This is a genomic window from Leptolyngbya sp. AN10 (assembly GCF_050565645.1).
Lineage (GTDB): Bacteria > Cyanobacteriota > Cyanobacteriia > Leptolyngbyales > Leptolyngbyaceae > Leptolyngbya.
Genome location: NZ_JBNXVP010000032.1, coordinates 25,050 through 44,619, shown reverse-complemented (window position 1 = coordinate 44,619; position 19,570 = coordinate 25,050). Strand labels below are relative to the sequence as shown.

18 protein-coding genes are annotated in these 19,570 nt (G+C 46.3%); 11 read left to right on the top strand and 7 right to left on the bottom strand.

From position 1 onward, the window contains the following. Position 1: 1 nt before the first annotated feature. Genes ACQ4M5_RS31250 through ACQ4M5_RS31240 form a run of 3 tightly spaced genes read right to left on the bottom strand, consistent with a single transcriptional unit; the run spans position 2 to position 1,179 of the window. Complete coding sequence (locus ACQ4M5_RS31250; RefSeq protein ID WP_430679715.1) at positions 2–223, bottom strand: hypothetical protein; 222 nt, start codon at positions 221–223, stop codon at positions 2–4. Positions 224–235: 12 nt separating this feature from the next. Beyond that, positions 236–373, bottom strand: a complete 138-nt coding sequence (locus tag ACQ4M5_RS31245; protein ID WP_430679714.1) for a hypothetical protein — start codon at positions 371–373, stop codon at positions 236–238. Continuing rightward, a complete protein-coding gene (locus tag ACQ4M5_RS31240) occupies positions 373–1,179 on the bottom strand; it encodes an ABC transporter ATP-binding protein (RefSeq protein WP_430679713.1) in 807 nt (268 codons plus the stop codon). The genes ACQ4M5_RS31245 and ACQ4M5_RS31240 overlap by 1 nt, the downstream gene beginning before the upstream one ends. Before the next feature lie 631 nt (positions 1,180–1,810). Between ACQ4M5_RS31240 and ACQ4M5_RS31235 the strand changes: the two genes are divergently transcribed. The 4 genes from ACQ4M5_RS31235 to ACQ4M5_RS31220 all read left to right on the top strand — a co-directional run bounded on the left by ACQ4M5_RS31235 (position 1,811) and on the right by ACQ4M5_RS31220 (position 6,882). Continuing rightward, on the top strand, positions 1,811–2,947 hold the full coding sequence (locus ACQ4M5_RS31235; protein ID WP_430679712.1) for a TonB-dependent siderophore receptor: 1,137 nt from the start codon (positions 1,811–1,813) through the stop codon (positions 2,945–2,947). Beyond that, positions 2,868–3,383: an ABC transporter substrate-binding protein gene (locus tag ACQ4M5_RS31230; protein WP_430679740.1), complete on the top strand. Its 516-nt coding sequence runs from the start codon at positions 2,868–2,870 to the stop codon at positions 3,381–3,383. Before ACQ4M5_RS31235 ends, ACQ4M5_RS31230 begins: the two co-directional genes overlap by 80 nt. Before the next feature lie 258 nt (positions 3,384–3,641). After that, entirely contained in the window at positions 3,642–6,008 is a 2,367-nt protein-coding gene (locus ACQ4M5_RS31225) for a TonB-dependent hemoglobin/transferrin/lactoferrin family receptor (RefSeq protein ID WP_430679711.1), read from the top strand. A 4-nt stretch (positions 6,009–6,012) separates the two neighbouring features. Next, positions 6,013–6,882, top strand: coding sequence for an ABC transporter substrate-binding protein (locus tag ACQ4M5_RS31220; RefSeq protein WP_430679710.1), 870 nt, complete (start codon positions 6,013–6,015; stop codon positions 6,880–6,882). On the opposite strand, the gene ACQ4M5_RS31215 is transcribed toward ACQ4M5_RS31220, so the two are convergent. From ACQ4M5_RS31215 to ACQ4M5_RS31205, 3 genes are all read right to left on the bottom strand, one after another. Then, on the bottom strand, positions 6,859–7,665 hold the full coding sequence (locus ACQ4M5_RS31215; protein WP_430679709.1) for an ABC transporter ATP-binding protein: 807 nt from the start codon (positions 7,663–7,665) through the stop codon (positions 6,859–6,861). The genes ACQ4M5_RS31220 and ACQ4M5_RS31215 overlap by 24 nt on opposite strands. Next, a complete protein-coding gene (locus tag ACQ4M5_RS31210) occupies positions 7,665–8,666 on the bottom strand; it encodes a FecCD family ABC transporter permease (RefSeq protein WP_430679708.1) in 1,002 nt (333 codons plus the stop codon). The genes ACQ4M5_RS31215 and ACQ4M5_RS31210 overlap by 1 nt, the downstream gene beginning before the upstream one ends. A gap of 99 nt (positions 8,667–8,765) precedes the next feature. Then, complete coding sequence (locus ACQ4M5_RS31205; protein ID WP_430679707.1) at positions 8,766–10,289, bottom strand: energy transducer TonB; 1,524 nt, start codon at positions 10,287–10,289, stop codon at positions 8,766–8,768. A 303-nt stretch (positions 10,290–10,592) separates the two neighbouring features. Here ACQ4M5_RS31205 and ACQ4M5_RS31200 point away from each other — a divergent pair, with 303 nt between their 5' ends. The 7 genes from ACQ4M5_RS31200 (at position 10,593) to ACQ4M5_RS31170 (ending at position 19,198) form a co-directional block, all read left to right on the top strand. After that, positions 10,593–11,246, top strand: coding sequence for a MotA/TolQ/ExbB proton channel family protein (locus ACQ4M5_RS31200; RefSeq protein ID WP_430679706.1), 654 nt, complete (start codon positions 10,593–10,595; stop codon positions 11,244–11,246). Positions 11,247–11,266: 20 nt separating this feature from the next. Further along, on the top strand, positions 11,267–11,668 hold the full coding sequence (locus ACQ4M5_RS31195) for an ExbD/TolR family protein (RefSeq protein WP_430679705.1): 402 nt from the start codon (positions 11,267–11,269) through the stop codon (positions 11,666–11,668). A gap of 223 nt (positions 11,669–11,891) precedes the next feature. After that, positions 11,892–14,048 carry a TonB-dependent receptor plug domain-containing protein gene (locus ACQ4M5_RS31190; protein WP_430679704.1) on the top strand — a complete coding sequence of 719 codons (2,157 nt, stop codon included), beginning with the start codon at positions 11,892–11,894 and terminating at the stop codon, positions 14,046–14,048. Positions 14,049–14,350: 302 nt separating this feature from the next. Continuing rightward, a complete protein-coding gene (locus ACQ4M5_RS31185) occupies positions 14,351–16,717 on the top strand; it encodes a TonB-dependent receptor domain-containing protein (RefSeq protein ID WP_430679703.1) in 2,367 nt (788 codons plus the stop codon). A gap of 9 nt (positions 16,718–16,726) precedes the next feature. Continuing rightward, positions 16,727–17,266, top strand: a complete 540-nt coding sequence (locus tag ACQ4M5_RS31180; RefSeq protein WP_430679702.1) for a hypothetical protein — start codon at positions 16,727–16,729, stop codon at positions 17,264–17,266. Next, positions 17,259–17,927, top strand: coding sequence for an energy-coupling factor transporter transmembrane component T family protein (locus tag ACQ4M5_RS31175; protein WP_430679701.1), 669 nt, complete (start codon positions 17,259–17,261; stop codon positions 17,925–17,927). Before ACQ4M5_RS31180 ends, ACQ4M5_RS31175 begins: the two co-directional genes overlap by 8 nt. After that, positions 17,924–19,198: an ABC transporter ATP-binding protein gene (locus ACQ4M5_RS31170; RefSeq protein ID WP_430679700.1), complete on the top strand. Its 1,275-nt coding sequence runs from the start codon at positions 17,924–17,926 to the stop codon at positions 19,196–19,198. Before ACQ4M5_RS31175 ends, ACQ4M5_RS31170 begins: the two co-directional genes overlap by 4 nt. On the opposite strand, the gene ACQ4M5_RS31165 is transcribed toward ACQ4M5_RS31170, so the two are convergent. After that, positions 19,195–19,569, bottom strand: coding sequence for a VOC family protein (locus ACQ4M5_RS31165; protein ID WP_430679699.1), 375 nt, complete (start codon positions 19,567–19,569; stop codon positions 19,195–19,197). The two genes, ACQ4M5_RS31170 and ACQ4M5_RS31165, sit on opposite strands and share 4 nt — an antisense overlap. Position 19,570 lies beyond the last annotated feature (1 nt).

The window sequence follows — 19,570 nt, the reverse complement described above, 5'->3', positions numbered from 1 at the left end:
ACTATCGGAATAGTTCTGGCTGCATATTGATGTGAACCTCCAGAAGCGGATCGCAGTCGGATGGAGCCATCATCAACTCCTTAGATGCAAGTCCACTGCCATACAGCGCAAACTGATTGTTATCAACCTCAGTTAATCGATCTTGATGTTGTCCTGAGAGATGAAAGTGATAACTGAGCCATGACTCACGCTCTGGTAGCTCGATTTGAATGCCGTTCCACAATCCTAAGCTATCTCACAGTTCAACCGATCGAGTGTAGCCCTCACCAATTACCTGTGAGACGGCAAAAGTTCGATCGAACTCATCTTCAGGATCAAGCTGAACCTCAAGCAAAGGCAGCATTTCATCATAAGCTTCCCCAGATAGGCGCATTACCGCCGCTCCCTTGCTCTCTGACTGATTGGAATACACATTGGTGTCCCTGCGATCGGGTCTGAAAAAATGCGACAGTCTAGATTAAACACAGCTTGAACAGTCTCTTCTGTCATTACTGTTTGCGGATCACCTGCTGCAAAGATTCGCCCGTCTTTAACAGCGATTAGATAATCTGCATAGCGACAAGCTTGATTGAGATCATGTAGCACCATGACGATCGTTCTTTCCTGCTGTTGATTCAAGCCATACAGCAAATCTAACACTTCAATCTGATGCGCTAAGTCTAAGAATGTTGTGGGTTCGTCTAATAAAAGGATTTCGGTATCTTGTGCGAGTGCCATTGCAATCCAAGCGCGTTGGCGTTGTCCACCTGAAAGCGTGTCGAGAGAGCGATCGCTAAACCCTTCTAGATCAGTTGTCTCCAATGCCCGCTGCACAATCTTTTCATCCTGAGTAGACCACTGTTGCAGCCAGTTCTGATAAGGGTATCGTCCTTGAGCGACTAAATCTTTTACCGTCAGTCCTTCAGGTGCGATCGGGTTTTGCGGCAATAGTCCTAATTGTTGTGCAACTTCTTTTGTCGATCGACTAAAGATTGATTTACTGTCAAGGTAAACGGCTCCACTGGTCGGCTTCAGTAGTCTTGCTAATCCCCGTAGAAGCGTCGATTTTCCGCATCCGTTTGCACCGACTAAAGCCGTGATTTGTCCAGGCGGGATGGCGAGAGTCAGATCTTGAACGATCGAGGTTCCTTCGTAACCGAGTGTAAGATTACGGGCGGTGAGAGCGGTAGGTAAAGACATGACAATCTTTGTCAATAAACTCTATTAAGCCTTGATTAAATCAGAGTTCTCACATTCTGTCGAGGTTTATGCTTAGGATGGAACAGATTGATATGACGCGCTTAACCTGAGCGCAAAGCATCCCCTAAACAAGTGGTACAGCGAAGATGCCTGTAGGAAATTGCTAAAACTGAGATCGTATCGACTGACCAATTCTGTGCCTCTTAATACCGTAAGCCGACGATTTTCTTCAATTTTTGCTTAACTTAAATCTTGCACCATTCCCAACAAGACGTATTTTAGGCATTTCGTCCTCTGCGCTATCTCGCCCCGGAATAGAATTCGGGGCTAACGGTGCGAAGTCCGTTTCATCGGACTGAAGAAGCTGAAATGCGCTTTCAGTCCCCTTGAGTGGACTTGGTTCTATTAGCCCCGACTTCCAGTCCCTACTGTGTACACACAAGTCTTGGATTGCTTCGTTTCGAGCGGCTAGTGCCCCCTAAATCCCCCAAATTTGGGTAGGGTTGATTCTCTAGTAGAAGAAAACTTCTAGAACCTGTATTGTTCTGTTGCTGATATTTTGATGCTCAACGAACTTATAGGACTACAGAGATTTCACTTCCTTTAGAGAATCAGCCCTACCGGAGGTACGGTGAACTATGTCACCAAGCAGCCGTTACGCGATCCCTATTATTTTGCTGAAGCCACCTTTGGAAGTTACAGTTTCTATCGTGGTGAGATAGATCTATCGGGTCCCCTTGATCCAGAAAAGAAGGTGCTGTATCGCCTGAATGCTTCCTATCGCAGTCAAGGTTCATTTCTGGAGGGTAATAATTTACGAAACCTAGTCATTGCTCCCGTAATCACTGCCGCTTTGGGAGAAAATACAAACCTCAGTATAGAGAGCGTTTACAAGAATTTAAGCAGTGATAGAGTTCCTCTTGGTTTACCCTTAATCGGAACAGTTCTACCGAATCCTAATGGTCAAATCCCCCGCGATCGCAATGTTAATGAAGGAGTAGAAAACATCACTCAATTTAGAATTACTACTGCGTTGGATCACCGTTTTAGTGAAGACTGGTCATTCAACGCTAAGTTTCGCTTCGATAGCTATAGTTCGGGTGGTCCTTTCACGTTCCCAGGCGCACTAGCTGCTGATAATCGTACAGTACCTGTAACTCCTGGAGATTCTTCTGACCAATTCTATGAATACAGACTAGCTACAAATATCATTGGCGAGTTTTCTACTGGATCTATTAAACATGAAGTGCTTCTTGGATTAGATTTAGGCAGAAACACTTTCCAATCCAGAACGGAAGAAGGTGATGCCTTTCAGATTGATATTTTCAATCCAATTTTTGGGCAACCTCGCGAAACCTTCGGATCAGTATTCACAGAGTTTATTGCTACCAATGAGTTGGGTATTGTTTTACAAAATCGCCTTACTTTGGCAGATAATCTAAAACTGCTCCTATCAGGACGCTTTGATACATTTACTCAAACCGGAGCTTTTGGCGATCCTACACCCGTTCAATCTGGTAATGCTTTTAGTCCGCGTGTGGGGATTGTCTATCAACCGATTCAGCCCATCTCGCTCTATGCTAATTTTGCTCAATCTTTTGAACCAACGATTGGCTCATCGTTTGACAGAACTCCTTTTCAGCCTAGTAGAGGCACTCAGTATGAAATTGGTGTAAAGGCAGATATAAATCCACGATTTTGTCGCCAAGGCTTTAGGCACAGAAGAGAAAGCCAAACAGCTTTGGAAGCAATACTATCAGCGAGTTGATCAGTTGAAAGCTGCGTTGGGCGATCGCTATCAAGACAAAGAAATATCTATTTTTGGTTTTAGCAGCCAGTGGGGTTTCTGGATTATGGTGAAAAACTCATTTTGTGGCTCTATTGTTCATGACGTAGGATTAAAACGTCCTCAAGCGCAGAACGTTGAAACGGAAAGTGGCTACGTTAACTTCACCTCAGCAGAACAGCTAGATATGATAGATGGTGACATCATATTTGTGCTGGCTAGTAGTGAAGAGGACAAAAAAGCATTTGAGAAATCTATCACCGAGCCTCTCAGTAAGAAGCTAAAAGCCGTACAACAGAGGCGAATATTTTTTATTGATGATGCTTTAGCGTGGAATGGGGCAACTTTTATTGCTACAGATGTTGTCCTTGATGACCTCGAAAAATATCTCGTCAACACACCAAAAGGGCAAAGTTGAGCGCGATCGCACTTCAAAAACGAGTCAGCGATCGTCACTCTTCACCAACAGAGAAAAAACGGCGGATAATCATCGATCGATTTATTGACAAGAACTTGCAATTAATTCTATTCTTAGCTAATAGAAAATCTTCTCATTTAGGGTGACAGAAAAGTAAGGTTGCGATGCCTTTGGCACAGCAAAGCTGACCACGGCTCTGTCTCTCCCTATTGACTTGTCTATCGATCTTGAAGTCGTTAATAAAGCCCGGTTAATCTCATGAAATTGAAGCGGATCTGGCTGAGTGTACCCGTTCTAAGTATGCTGCTTGCCCTGCCTGCAATTGCCGCAGAAGAGATACAGCAGCCCGATTTATCTGATAAAAATACTCAACAAACTCTAACACTGTTATCAGAGTTTGATCGACCCATCACAGAAGCAAAACAACTGTCTCAAACACCGATCGAGCCTGAGCTAGAAAACCCCGAAGAAGAAGAAATTACAGTCACCGGGACACGCACTCCCAGACCTGTGAGACTTTCGCCTTCAACCGTCAACGTGATTACAGACGAGGAGATTGACGAAAATCTCGTCCAAGACTTGCGGGATCTCTTTCGCTATGAGCCAAATGTAGGTGTAGGAAACAATCGACGCTATGGCATTCAGGACATCACAATTCGTGGACTGGGCGGCAATCGCGTTCTGATTCAAACCGATGGAATTCGCACCCCCAATCAATTCACGTTTGGCACTCCTTCGATCGGACGAGACTATTTTGAAATTGAAACCTTGCAAAGCGCAGAAGTCATTCGAGGAAACGCTTCAGCTTTGTATGGCAGTGATGCACTTGGAGGAGTGGTTACTTTTAGAACGATCGAGCCTTCAGATTTGCTCAATCGCTTTGGTAAACGGGACTCTTTATCAGTTTTATCGACAAGCTTTGATAGTGCCGATCGCGGTTTTGTGTTTAATGGGGTGACTGCGAATCGCATTGGAGACTTAGAATTTTTACTCAGCTACACTCGCCGCGATGCTCAAGAAGCAACTGTTCCAGGAAACAATGACTTTGTGGACGATCGCGGAGTTGGGCGAAATAACTATCTGGGTAAGTTCGTTTATCGTTTGAATCAAACGAGTAGCCTTGACTTTACCGCAGAGCGATTTCTGAACTTTGATGACTTTGATGTCAGTCCTTTAACCGTTCGAGATTTGATTGGTCCGATGGGCTTTCGCGGACAGGATGAGACGATCGATTACACCACTTCGCGATCGCGCTTTAGCTTGTCCTACAACTATGATGATCCGAACAGTCGTAGCTTCTTGAGTGGCGCGAAATTACAGCTTTACTATCAAAACGCCAAGGTCGAAGAAGAACGCACTCAAGACTTTGTACGGACGGGTTCAGGAGTCGATCGACGACGATTGCGAAACTTGAATAATTCATTTGTCGATCGTATTTTTGGGGGCGGTGTTCAACTTCAAAGTAACTTCAATCTGGGCAACGTTACGAATCGATTGACTTATGGAATTGATGTTTCTACAACTCGAAACGAAAGAACTCGCGACGGACTTGAACAAAGATTTAATGCTGCTGGAAATGTTTTTACTAGCACAAATGTCATTGGCGCAGATAACTTTCCAGTCAAGGACTTTCCAGATTCAGATACATTGCGATTTGGCGCATACATTCAAAACGAAATTGAATTTGGTAAAACCTTTACACTCATTCCAGGATTACGATTTGACTCTTATCGCTTAGAGACAAGTCCAGATGCTATCTATGCCCGAAATCCTGGTGCGGTTGCTGCGGATTTTACTTCTTCTGCGGTTTCGCCCAGTCTCGGATTTGTGTGGCAGACGACTCCAGAACTCGCGATCGTCGGTCGATATGCGCGTGGTTTTCGTGCCCCACTCTACAGTGAGATCAATGCTGGATTTACTAATCTGACTAGCCCAACATTTCGCTATAAAACGCTTTCAAATCCTGACTTGGAACCGGAAACCAGTGACGGATTTGAGCTAGGGTTACGCGGCGGATTTTCGCAGTTTAACTTTAGCTTGACAGGCTTTTACAACAGCTATGACAACTTTATTGAGCGATTAGCAAATGTAGGGCAGAGTTTTACGATCGTTCCTGGCTTGCCCGTCTCACTATTTCAGTCTCGCAATGTAGCAAAAGCAAGAATTTACGGCGTTGAACTTAGCGGACAGTACCGATTTAGCTCGAAACCTCATGGACTCAGCTTACTTGCTAGTTTAGGCTGGACAGTTGGAGACAATCTAACCACAAATGAACCGCTCGATAGTGTAGAACCCTTCAAAGCGGTTGTAGGATTGCGCTATCGTGCGCCAGAAAATCGATGGGGTGCAGATTTGATTGGAAGCTTTGTGGCGCAACCCAGATTAAGCGAAAATCGCCCTGCTGGATCATTTACACCATCGGCTTACACTGTGTTTGATCTAATCGGGTTTTACAATATTACGCCGATGATCAGCTTTAACATTGGCGTATTCAATCTCTTTAACACTGAGTACTTTGAATATCAGGATGTTCGCACCTTGATCAATGCTGCGGCTCCGAGAGATCTCGATCGCTTCGCTCAACCCGGTACAAGTGTCCGCGCAGGTCTTACTTATCGATTCTAATCTTATGAAACTCACTCCATTCATCCTCATCCTATTGCTGGCTTCCTGCCAAATGCCGACTGTTCAGCAATCTACAAATCAAGCTCCAACCTCTCAAACTCAACCAGACATCAAGCCTGCTGCTAAAGTCGTTGCGCTGACCTCTCTATCCGCAGACATTGTAAATCGACTGGATAAGACGAAGTTAATTGGAATTTCTGGCAGTCGGCTTGTGAGTCAGAATCCTGATCTTGCTAAACTTCCACGAGTCAGCGAAGGACGTACTCCACCCAACTTAGAAAAGATTGTGTCCCTGAAGCCAGATCTAGTCATTGGTGCAAAAGGATTTCATGATCAGGTACTCGCAAAGCTAAAAGAGTCAGGCATTCAAACGCTAACAACTGAGGTGAATAGTTGGCGATCGCTCGAAGAACTTACTCGCACGATCGCGACTGCGCTCAATGCAAATCCTGATCCCTTAATTCAGTCCTATCAAGCTTTTTTGCAGCCTCAAGCTGCTTCATCTCCGTCAGTTCTGATTGTTGCGAATGGAAAGCCAATTCTCTCACCTAATAAAACAAGCTGGGCTGGAGACTTGTTAAATCAGTTCTCAGCAAAAAATGTGGTGGCAGATTTCCAAGGGTCTTCTGAATTTAGCGGCTATGTCACGCTTTCACCCGAAAAGCTACTTCAAATTAATCCAGAGAGGATCATTTTGATTGATACAAGCGAAGGCGAAATCAATCAACTCAAATCGCAATCGTTCTGGAGCCAACTTCAAGCAGTACAAAACAATCAAGTTCACACAATGGATTACTTTGGCTTAGTCAATCCCGGAAGCATTAGCGCGATCGAGCAAGCCTGTACCAAACTAAAGCAAACGATCCTCCGATGATAGAGAATATAAGGGGCAAATTTGTAGTCCAACAGGAGTCTCTAGGATCGCAGCATGGATGCCAAAGACTTCAGCTAATCGATCGACGGTTAGCACTTCATTCGGTTGTCCGATCGCATTTAGGCATCCATCTTTGAGCAGAGCAATTCGATCGCTATATCGCGCTGCTAAATTCAATTCATGCAGCACTGTGATAATTGTAAGCTGATGATTTTGATTGAGCTTAAGAAGGAGTTCTAATAGCTCCAGTTGATAATGAACATCTAAATAAGTTGTTGGCTCATCCAGTAGCAAAACTTTCGGTTCTTGAGCAAGTGCCAATGCTAAGAATGCCCGTTGACGTTCTCCGCCTGATAGTTCTTCGACGGAACGACTGGTAAAATCCTGAAGTTGAGTTTGTGCGATCGCAGTTTTCACTTTCTGCTGATCTAAAGCACTCAATTCCCATTGCCACCAAGTTTGATGCGGAGCGCGTCCCAATGCAACTAATTGTTCTACCGTTAATCCCTCTGGAATTGTTTGCTGTTGCGGGAGAAGGGATAGCTTTTGGGCAACAATTCGCGGCGGTTGCTGATGGATTGCTTTTCCATCAAGTAGAACTGCACCCTGTTTTGGAGTCAAAATTCGACTGAGCAAGCGAAGCAATGTTGATTTCCCTGAACCATTTGCACCGACTAAACTCAGCCACTCTCCGGTCAGCAATGAGAGATAGATATCATGCACGATCGCTCGCTCGACATAACCGCCTGTCAAGCTTTGCGCTTCTAAAAGAGGCATCTGCATTATGAATCTCCTCGACGACGACGATAAAGCAACCAGATAAACAAAGGCGATCCGAGCAATGCAGTCATGGCTCCTACCGGAAACTCGATCGCACCCAATCGACAGATCCAATCCGTCAAAGTCAGAACCAACGCACCCGCGATCGCACTTAATGGCAACACCCAACGATAGTCATTGCCAACCACTAATCGAACGCCATGCGGCACAACTAATCCAACAAATCCAATTAATCCTGAAATACTCACCGCACTTGCAGCAAGTAGACTGGCAGATGCCCCAATGAGAATTCTCGATCGCACTAATGACACCCCCAGACTGGCTGCCATTTCATTCCCCAGATTGAGTAGATTGATCGTCTTACCCAGCAAACAACCGACAATCAGCGCAACCACAATATAAGGAGCAACAAGATTGATATCAGTCCAACCTCGTCCATTCAAACTGCCGATCAGCCAGTTCAAAACACCCTGAATTCTTCCCTCCTCTGCAAATAGAATCATCATGGTTTGAGCCGAGCCAAATAATGTCCCGATCGCAATCCCCCCTAAAATCAGCCGTTCACTCACGATTCTTCCACCCTGATACCCCAAAGCAAAAACCGTAGCCGCAGCAGTTAATGCGCCGATCCATGCCCCAATCGGCACTAAAGATTGAACTTGTACGATCGTAATCAGAACCACTGCAACCAGTCCTGCACCTGAAGAAATCCCTAACACAAAGGAATCTGCCAGACTGTTTCGCAGCATTCCTTGGAGCATTGCACCAGAAAGCCCCAAAGATGCCCCGACTAGCATCCCCGCAACAATTCGAGGAATTCTTAAATCCCAAATGATTGTTTGATGAGTCGTATTACCTTGCCTCAGTAAAGCTTGCCAGACTTCTACTAAACTCAGTGACACCGAACCTTTAGACAGAGCAAGAATCAGGGTGGCAAGGAGCGCGATCGCAAGTCCGATAGAGAGAAACAGCGATCGTGAGTTGGAGACAGAATAATGTTTCAAGGAAGTTTAGAGTAACAATGGAATTTATATCAATACTGCTGGCAGCACAAGCCAAGTGACTGTACTTTGACCTCCGCTGAAATCAAGGGTTGCGGCAGACTAGGGCGTAGCAGGAGGAGCTTCAGCAGGGGCAGGTTCTGGCGGAGGTGCGACAGGTTCGGGCGCAGGGGGAGGAGCAACAGGTTCGGGCGCAGGTTCGGGTGGGGGAGCTTCTGGAGCAGGGGCAACGGGTTCAGGCGCAGGTTCTGCTGGTGGGGGAGCTTCTGGAGCAGGAGCAGGTTCTGGAGGTGGCGCAGCAGGTTCCGGCGACGGTGCAGCAGGTTCCGGCGATGGTGCAATCGGTGTAGCAGGGGTCGATGGCGAACTTTGAGGGGATGGACTCGGCTGAGTTGCAGATTCAGGCGGCTTTTGCTGTTGGGCTTCACGTTGAATCCGTTCTTGCTCCAAACGTTCTTGTGCGGCGCGTTCGGCTTCTCGTGCGGCGCGTTCACTTTCTTCTTGGCGACGACGTTCTGCATTTCGACGCTGGAAGTCCGAGCCTTCTTGCTCGGATGTGACTTTAATGCTGCGCCCCTGGAATCCGCTGTCTGAAGGGCTATATTTGCGTCGCCGAATGGCTTCTTCTGCTTGTCGATCGATTTCAGCATTTCCGCTCGATTCTAGCACTCGCACATTCGTTACGTTACCGTCTTTATCGACATCAAAAGCAACTCGTGCTGAACCTTCTGCACCAAAATACCGATCTAAGCCGCAGTTTTCTTTGCATTTTGGGCGATTGCGGCGCGATTGAGCAGGTTGATCTGAAGATTCACGCGGTGGAGCTTCACGAACGGCAACAGGTTGAGGAGATGAACTCGGCTTTGCTTGCTGCCCGGAGCCTGTACTATTCCCGGTTCCATTGCCAGTTCCGTTACCGATTCCATTTCCGGTTCCACGATTCCCGATCCCATTGCCAGTTCCGTTGCCAGAACCGTTTCCAGTTCCATTTCCGGTTCCGGTGCTAGTTCCACTCGCTTGATTTGGCTGAGATGCTATCGGGCTATTTGCAGGATTGTTCTGTCCGGGTTGTGGACTCGCTTGCGTGGTGGGTGTGGCAGATGGACTCGGTGAAGGCGTAGGATTCGGTGAAGGCGTAGGGTTAGGAGTGGGAGTCGGTGTCGGAGAAGGCGTGGGAGCAGGGGTCGGAGAAGGCGTGGGAGTCGGTGTCGGAGAAGGCGTGGGAGCAGGGGTCGGTGGAATCTGTTCAGCGATCTCCGGCTCTGGAATTGGAGTGGGTTCGATCGCGGGTTCTGGAACTTGTGCGATCGCGACCGTATCCGGTGGAGGAGGAGCACCAGGATTGGGATTAAATAGCGAAAACTGTTCGCTGCCGCCACCGCTGCCGCCTGCATCTTGAGCGGTTGCCGATTCAGTCTCAGGGGGCGGTTCGTCGGGTTGATCTTCTGCAATAATTTCGATTTCGTCTTCGGCAACAGTCGGCGGTGTTGCTGGCTTCCAGAGTAGGAACAAAGGAATGAGGATCAGATGTAGCGCGATCGCGCCTGTAAAGCTAAAGGGTAAAAATCGCTTCAGCTTTGCATCTTCCTTTTTGCGTTGTTCAACAACTTCTGGAACGGAACTCATAATTTATTGATAATGAATTGCATCAGACGATTTTCTTATATTACGCTAATGGTCGATCGAGTATCTGTCAACCACTAATCAGGTTAAAAATATTGCGGCGAATTTACATCAGTAATTACTTTCAACACAATAGTTTGCGACAGTTTGCGACGAATTCATCGTTCTAATACTGAGAAAACCTGAAAAATACTTGACAGTAATTTGCATTAGATCTACGCTGCTTGAATCTGTCTTCTTGTCGCCTTAACACAAGAAGCTGTCATTTTGTTTTCAAGGATACAGAAGCAAGCTGGAGTAGCTGTAATGAATAGTGCGATCGACCTTCTCAAAGCGGGCGGGATTGTGATGATCCCATTGCTGCTGTTTTCTGTTGCAGCCATCGGTCTGATCATTGAGCGATCGCGATTTTGGAGTCGAATTATCAAACGCCAACCCAAACTGATGCAGCGGGTTTTGATGTTGTATCAAGAAAACAATATTACAGAAGCGATCGCGCTTCTGAAAAAGAACATTGATCTGCCTGCGGCACGAATTTTGCTATCAGCCTTGTCGCTCGATCGACCTACACCCGAACAGTTTCGGTTAGCAATGCAGGCTGAAGCACAAGCAGAAACGCCAGGAATGAAGCGGTTTACGAATGTCTTTGACATGATTGTAGGTTTGTCTCCTTTATTCGGCTTGCTGGGAACGGTAACTGGATTGATTGTCTCATTCGCCTCGCTCAACATTGGGAACGTGGGGGGTAGTCAGACGGCAGGAGTCACGGGTGGGATTAGTGAAGCATTGGTTTCAACCGCTTCAGGCTTGGTCGTAGCAATCTTCAATCTGTTTGCTGTTAGTATCTTTCGCGGCTTTTTCACTCGTCAAACTGCTTTGATCCAAGAATACGCGAATCGATTTGAACTAATTTATAGCCGCCGTTACGAAGACCATCATCTATCTCGATTACATTCTTAATTGTTTTGGGTCAAATTCCTATGCTATTTCCTGAAGAGAATGATGCACCGCCCACGATTAACATTGTGCCGATGATCGATGTGGTGTTTGCATTGCTGACTTTTTTCATTGTTTCGACGCTGTTTCTAACACGCTCAGAAGGATTGCCTGTCAATCTTCCGCGTGCGGCGACTGCAAAGACTCAGCAGCAGACGAGAATTGCAGTGAGTGTACAGCCGAATGGTGCGATCGCGCTTAATAAACAACCTGTGCAACTGTCTGAACTAGAAATCGGAGTGAGAACTTTAGTTCAAGCAAACCAGCAAGCAGTCGTCGTCATCAATGCAGATGAGAAAGTGCAGCATGGTGAGATTGTTGCCGTGATGGATGAAATTCGGAAAATTGAGGGTGTGAAAATGGCGATCGCGACCAAGAAAAAGTAAGTCAGCGTTTAGATAAACTGCTTCAATTGGCAGAATTGTTCTATTTTGGATACGGTGACGATTCTGCTGCTTTGTCGTTTCGTGCTGTTGCAATCTTAAGTTCGACAAATTGTAGAACTACGACGCTTCGTCTTTTGACAGTGAACCTGCTAAACCTTTATACAAACAATTGTATGAAAGCGTTTAGGCTGCAAGCCTAGAAAGCAGTAGAAGCACGAAACTGATGAAATTTCCTTTTTTTGGCGTTGCGTTTATCTCTAGCGCAGCATCGATCTGTTTAGTAACTGGGTTAAGCTATGGTGTGGAAGCGCCAGCACAGAAATCTTTCATTCAATCAACTTCTTCGGATATCACTCACTCTGAAAGTACTTCACTGGGTAGTGCAATCTCGCAGCAAAAATTGACACCCTCTAATCTTCGAGACTTTCAAGCACCTCTAACTGATGCCCGACTGCTTCAATCTGAGCGGTCGATCGAGCGCAATAGTCTAGAACTTGCAGAACAAGACTTGAATCCGCCCTTAACTCCAGAGGAAGAAGAGGAAGAAATTATTGGAGTCGGAAAGCTTCAGAAGCCAACCTCGACTCCGGTTTATACGATCGATGCCAATGAAATTCGGCGCGAGAGTGCAGATAGTTTAGCCGAAATTCTTCGAGGTTTGCCTGGGTTTGCCATTAATGATGCTGGCTTTGGTGCAGATATTCACACGGGAACGTTTTATCGAGGCGCTTCGATCAATCAATCGGTATTCCTGCTTAATGGTAGAGCGTTCGGCTCAAACGTCAGTACTTATCATGGTGGAACTGATTTAAATTCCATTCCTACAGGCGCGATCGATCGAGTAGAACTATCGAGCGGAACCGCTGCGACACTTTATGGCTCTGAAGCAATTGGCGGTGTCGTGAATGTCGTCACCAAGAAAGGGAGTGGCTTACCGCAGTTTAATGGCTTTGCTCAATTAGGATCATTTAGTACCTCGAACTATCGAGGCAGTTACTCTGGTTCGCTTGGAGCGGTTGATTATCTGTTTAGCTATCAGCGATTCAGAGCAGACAATGATTACCGTGTTCCAATCGGAGCCGCGAATCGAGGACCAGATGGGCGATTGTTCAATGGCGATTCGACGCAAGATAACTATTATGGCAGTCTGAGCTTAGATCTTAACGATCGTAATTCGCTCAGTTTCGATGTCTCAACCGTCACGAGTCGGCGCGGATTGTTGTACTTTGGGTTTCCATTGCAGCGCGATCGCTTAGATCACGATACGGTGAATTTAGGATTGACCTGGAAAGCACTGTTAGGCGGTGGACAAGACTCAACCCTCAATACAACGCTTTCATTTAATCAAGATTATTTCAGCACCTATGGACCGACACAAGCAACGTTCTTTCGTCGAGGAATTCTCAATTCTCGCGGCTTGAATGCCAGAGTCGAACATAATTGGCAGACGAGCAAAACAAACAATCTACGTTGGGGGGTTGACTTACAAAATTCGCTGCTGACCGGAGAAGCATTTAGTACACTGCCTCGACTAGCTCGATTTAACGGTGAGTTCGATCGCGATCGCTTTCAAGCTGCCTTATTTGCCTTAAATACTTGGCAAGTTACAAATAACTTTCAAGCAGAATTTGGTTTACGCCAGAACTTCACCAGCGAATTTGGGAGTTATCTTAATCCGAGTGTGGGAGCGCGTTGGGCACTTTCACCGAATCTTGCACTACGAGGAAGTTGGGTATCTGTTCATCGCAATCCGGGGCTGGATCAACTTTACGCTTTTGATACGGTTCATAATTGGCTACCGAATCCTGATCTTAAACCTGAAACCGGATCATCTTGGACGGCTGGCTTTGATGTGCAACTTTCCAAGAGCTTTGCTGCACAGTTTACTTACTTTGGCAGTCGATTAAACGATCGTATTGCTGTTCAGTCCGGACAATGGGCAAACATTGGATTAGTGAATACCAATGGCATTGAAGCCGCGTTACGCTGGCAGATTGCTCCTCAATGGTCAACCTTCGTGAACTACACTTACACCGATGCCAGGATCGGCAGTGGTACAGAACGAGGATTGCAGTTGAGTACAATTCCGTTTTCGGTGGCGAGATTTGGCATCGGTTACGCCTCAAACGGCTGGGAAGTCAATTTATTTGCCAGCTACTTCAGCGGTGCACGACGCGCTTTATTTACGCTTGCAGGCGATAGTTCTCGTGAATTTTCACCGTCTTGGATTAGTTTTGATCTAGGTTTACGGATTCCGGTCACTCGTGGATTAGGTCTTACCGTGTTCCTCGAAAATCTTGCCGATCGTAGTTACGAAAGAGTCAATCGCATCTATCAACCGGGCTTGACTTATCGAATTGGGCTAGTTTCGGATTTTTAAGCATCTGAACGAACAGGCAGTAATTTCGCGATCGCAATTACCGCAACCGCAGTGATAATTTTGGATACACCTGTGGAATTACAGATTTGTCCGTTGTATTTGTTGAGTCAAACAGTACACATCGGTTCCTAAAGTTATCCCCTCGGTGGGCATAGCAAAATTCCTTTTTATGTTGATAAAGTGATTGGGAGCAATTCAATCTAATCAAAAGTGGACTTCATTCTAGGATAGAGTCTGATTATTGTAGTACCCGGATAATTTCGCTTAAGCTGCTGAATTCAGCGATCGGATTTGTGTGAGGAATGATGCGACACTATCAATATTTATCTAGTCAACTAGCCACGGCTTTTGTTGTCTGCGCTGCTATTGGTGCGAGTCCTGTGATCGCTCAAACGACAAGCGCGATCGAGGTTCAAGTCAATTCTACAAGCACTGGGCTGGCAATTCGTCTGGAACCTGGTACGGGTGTTTCGACAACAGCGCCAACAATTACTGGAAACACAGTCACGTTTGAGGTTCTCAATGCTCAACTGAAAAGTGGAACACCCTTTCGTCAGGACAATCCAGGAGCAGGAATTGCATCAATTATCGTTTCACCGATCGATGCCACACGATTGAGAATTGAAATTACCGGGACGATTACAGCGCCGACGGTTGAAGTGTCGCAGCAGAATCAGGCGATCGTGGTAAGTGTTCCGACTTTAGTTGCAGAAGAAGACGAGGAAGAAGTGGTTGTAGTGGGAAATCGCCGCCCTACCTTGCGATCGCAAACTCCCGCTGCTGTGGAGGTCAAAACCGAAGCCGAACTTCAACGCGAACGTCCTTTAGCGCGATCGATTGTCGATAATCTGCAAACGGTTCCAGGGATCACGGTAAATCGCCTGGGATTGTTGACCGGATCGCTGAATATTCGGGGACTAACTGGAGAGCGAATTGGATTGTTAGTTGATGGGGAGCGATTGCCAAATCGTCAATTTGGTCCGAACTTTAGCACGATCGATCCGTTCCGGGTTGAGCGGATTGAAGTGCTGAAAGGTCCTGCCTCTTCGATTTACGGAGCCGATGCGTTTGGTGGCGTAGTGAATGTGATTACGACAACTCCTAGACCCGATCGCCCGTTTCGAGTCCGGACTCAATTGTTTGGGGGTGGAGCCGCAGAACTCACCACAAACTTAGAAGTTCAAGCTCCAAATATTATTGTCGGTGGATCGTTTAGCACCGCAGGCGATGCGCGAGATGGAAAAGGTAACTTAATTCCGTTGGGAACTAGCTATCAGTCAACCAGCGGCTATGCAAGTGGACGGATTGATCTGAGTCGATTGGATCGATTAGAATTGCGGCTCGATCGTACCAGTCAATATGATGTCGATTTAGCTGGATTTGCGACTCCGCCAGAAAGTCCGTTTCAGATTACCAGCGCTCAGAATGCCTATCAAAATCGCGATCGCTATTCATTAGCTTATATCAATGAAGGTGTACCGGGAGGAACAAGCTTTGCAGTTCGAGGATACTATCAACGGTTTGAGGATCAGACCGACTTAAACAACCTGTTAACAATTCCAGGTCGAACGATTGGTCGAGGTCCATTTTTGCCGCCGATCGTTGTTCCAGCAATTCAAATTCCGGGAGCAAGTTCGAGCCGTGGATTAACCGAGACGTTTGGGTTTTCGGCTCAGGCAAATAGTTCGATCGGAGATGCTATCTTAACGTATGGCTATGACTTTAGCCGCGATCGAGGTTCGTCGTTTGATCTGTTGAACAATCAGCGCGGCGTTTTAGGAACTCGCACGTTTAACGGTGTGTTTGTGCAGTCAGCTTACACAGTGATTCCGAACCTAACCTTGGCAGCAGGCTTACGATTTGATGCGTTTGATTCTGAAGCAGATAACAATCAAGAACGTAACGATAGTGCGGTTACGTTCAATGTTGGAAGTATCTATCGATTGACAGATGCGCTTGCATTGAGAGCTAACTTTGCTCAGGGATTTCGTCCACCCACGCTACAGTTATTGTTTGGTAGTAACGCAGATGGATCTTTCTTTGCACCAACACGAGGCGCGATCGTAGCCAATCCAGATCTAAATCCAGAACGCGCCAATAACTTCGATATCGGCTTTGAATATCAAACGCGAGATGTATCAGCCCGTTTAGGCTATTTTTACAACAACATTTCTGATTTTCTTGGGTTTAACCCGATCGTTCCTCGGCAAACAACAGCAGGATTTGCCACCCTGGAAACTGCAAACAAAAATGTAATTTTGCAGGGCGTGGAATTTTCGGCAAGCTATCAGTTTACACGCGGCTGGTTTCTTGATGGCAATCTAACTTATGTTTCCGGTCGAGACACATCCGGAGCAAGATTGTCACAGCTTGAAGTGTTTCCGTTCACAGCGCTAGTTCGGTTGCGATATGATAACGGACGATTTAATAGTTTCTTACAGTCTCGGATCTATGGGGGACAAGGAACCGTTCTACTAGCAAACAATGTCGAAGGCGAGGGCAGTCCAGCCGCAACTGTATTCGATTTTCAGATTGGCTATCGTGCTACGCGATCGACTGAACTCACTTTAACGATCGAGAATTTATTCAATGCCGACTATGTGTTTCCTACAGTAAACATCGCGGCTCCCGGAATCCGAGTGTTAGCAGGAATTCGAGCAGATTTTTAGGAGGTCACAATGTCACGCTGGCAACTGAGAGATTATGTGTTCGCAGCATTTATGACGATCGGAATTGCGATCGCATCTGTGATCACAGTTCCATTAACGCTATCGATTCCACTACCAGGAATTCGCACGATCGTCTGGGCACCGTTCGCCGGAATTTTTCTGACATTGGGAATGGCGAGATTGCAACGTCGCGGTAGTGTTGCTTTGATGATTGGAACATTAGCACTTTTATTAAGCCGGATTTCTTGGATTATTACTGCTTTCTTAGTGGCTGCATTGCTGATTACAGAGGCAGTGATGTGGTTTCGAGGCGGGTATCGAAATCGCTTAGATCGATTGATTGGAAATGCAGTGTTTTTCGCAACGGCAACGGTTTCGGGTGCGATCGTGGGAGCTTATACCGCTGGAGAAGTCTTTGCTGCCTGGATTGCACAAGCTTGGATTCTGATTCCAATGACGCTGCTTTCTGGTGTGGCAGGCGCGATCGGGTGGTGGATGGGCGAAAAAATCGTCACGCAACTACAACGGGCTGGAAAGCTTAATGTTTAAGTTCCTGTTTAGCATCAATCCATTGTTAAAGATCGGAATCAGTTTAGCGATCGTAACCGTTGCTCTATCGCTGAAAACGTTGGACGCGATCGCATTTCTCGTGATTGTTTTACTGATTCTATTTCTAACTTCGATTCGGATTCAAGCGAAAAACGCGGTCATTAGTGCGATCGCATTCATTGGATTTGTTGCTTTCGGAACTTGGACTTTAGCAAACTGGCAGCTTGCTTTGTTCTATGCACTTAGATTGTTAGCGCTTTTACTTCCGGCTCCCGTATTTGCTTTTACGACTTCTCCGACTGATCTCGTTCGAGCCTTGCAAGCGATCAAATTACCTTCATTTCTTGTATTAAGCTTAATGTTAACTTGGCGATTTTTGCCTGTGATCCAACAAGAATCCCAGCGCATTCTCGAAGCAAATCAACTACGAGGCGTTGATTTAAGCCGACAGCCGCATCTCTGGTTCTCTAGTTTGTTTGTGCCGTTGGTCTTTCGGATTGTCAGCTATGCCGATGAAGTGACGATCGGACTCGAAACCAGAGGCTATGATCCAGATGCACCTAGAACAATTAGTAAACCGCTAACTTGGCAAGCTCAAGATACAGTGTTTACGATCGCAGCACTGTTAGTTTTCGGCATCGTCGCTCATCTAGAACTATGAACGAACTGAAAATCGAGAACTTATCCTTCACCTACGCAGGACAGACCGAGCCTGCTTTACAGGGAATCAATCTATCAGTTTCGTTGGGTGACATTGTTCTGATCACAGGTGCGACGGGGAGCGGTAAAAGTACATTGCTCAATTGTTTAGCGGGCATCGTACCGAACTATTCCGCCGGGACTTTAAGCGGCAATATTCTTTATCAAAATCAGTCCATTTTGCAATGGGACATTAAAACCCGATCGCGCTATCTCGGTTTTCTGCTTCAGAATGTTGAAACACAAATTTTTACCGATCGTGTGAGTGATGAAATTGCTTTTGGTTTAGAAAATCTCAACCTACCGCCTGATCAAATTCCGAACTTAATTGATACTGCGTTGAATGAATTTGGGCTGACTCAACAACGAAACTGGGCAATCGGGCAGCTTTCAGCCGGACAAAAACAGAGATTAGTCATTGCTTGTATTTTGGCAATGGAGCAGCCGATTCTGATCATGGATGAACCGTTTGCCTATCTCGATCGCGCCAGTGCATTCTTCCTAATTGAACTATTGAAAGCGCGATCGACACAAAGACAAGCAATCGTCTTAATCGAACACCGACTAGATTTAGTGCAATCGATCGCAACTCAAACCTTTCATCTACAGCAAGAGCAATTAACGACTCAGACAAGCTTTGAAGCGCCTTTATCTCAATCTAATCAGATTGTTTTACAGTGCCGAAATCTAAGTTGGGGTGGCTATCCTCCATTCCCTAATCTGACGCTTCACGCTGGAGAAACAATCTTACTCCAAGGTGAAAATGGCTGTGGTAAAACAACACTGTTAAAGCTGATTAGCGGACTTCTTAAACCGACGACAGGCACGATCGGGCTTTTAGGAAAACCTCAACCGCGTCGAATTGCCGATGTTGCTCGTTCAGTCGGCTTTGTGCTGCAAAATCCGAATCATCAGCTATTTGCAGAATCAGTCAAGCAAGAAGTTCAAGATAAGTTAGAGATGTTAGAGCAGTTGAATTTACAAGCACAGGCAGAACAACATCCTCGATCGCTCTCTCAAGGACAAAAACGCCGCCTGACTTTGGGAGCAGTTCTTGCTCGTCGTCCCAAGATTTGTCTACTCGATGAAATCACCGTTGGACAAGATGCGGCATCTCTCAGTTTGATGCTGGAACTACTGAAACAATTTACCCAAGCAGGCGGCGCAGTGATTGTCACCAGTCACGATCCACAGGTTGCAGATCGGCTGAATGCGAGAATTATTACTCTCTAATGTGCCATTGATGCCCCGGTCGGTTGCATCGCGGGTTGCAGTAGGCTTAATAAGTGACCGTCAGGAGTTCGCACCGCCGCGACTTTTCCGAAAGCAGGTTCTCTGACTCGTCCTTCTAGTTTTGCGCCCATCTCTTCTAAAGTTGCGATCGCACTCATCACATCTTCAACATGAAAACTGAGAATCGGCGAATCTCCGACGTTGCTCACACTTTCTGCGGCATGAAACGCGATCGTGGTTCCATTAGCATCAAGTTCTGCCCATCCCGGACTTGCCATTTTGACCGGAATTCCTAATCCTTCACTGTAAAACTTGACGCTTGCCATCACATCTTTCACCATTAGCATCACGTGTTTAAATTCTGCTGCCATT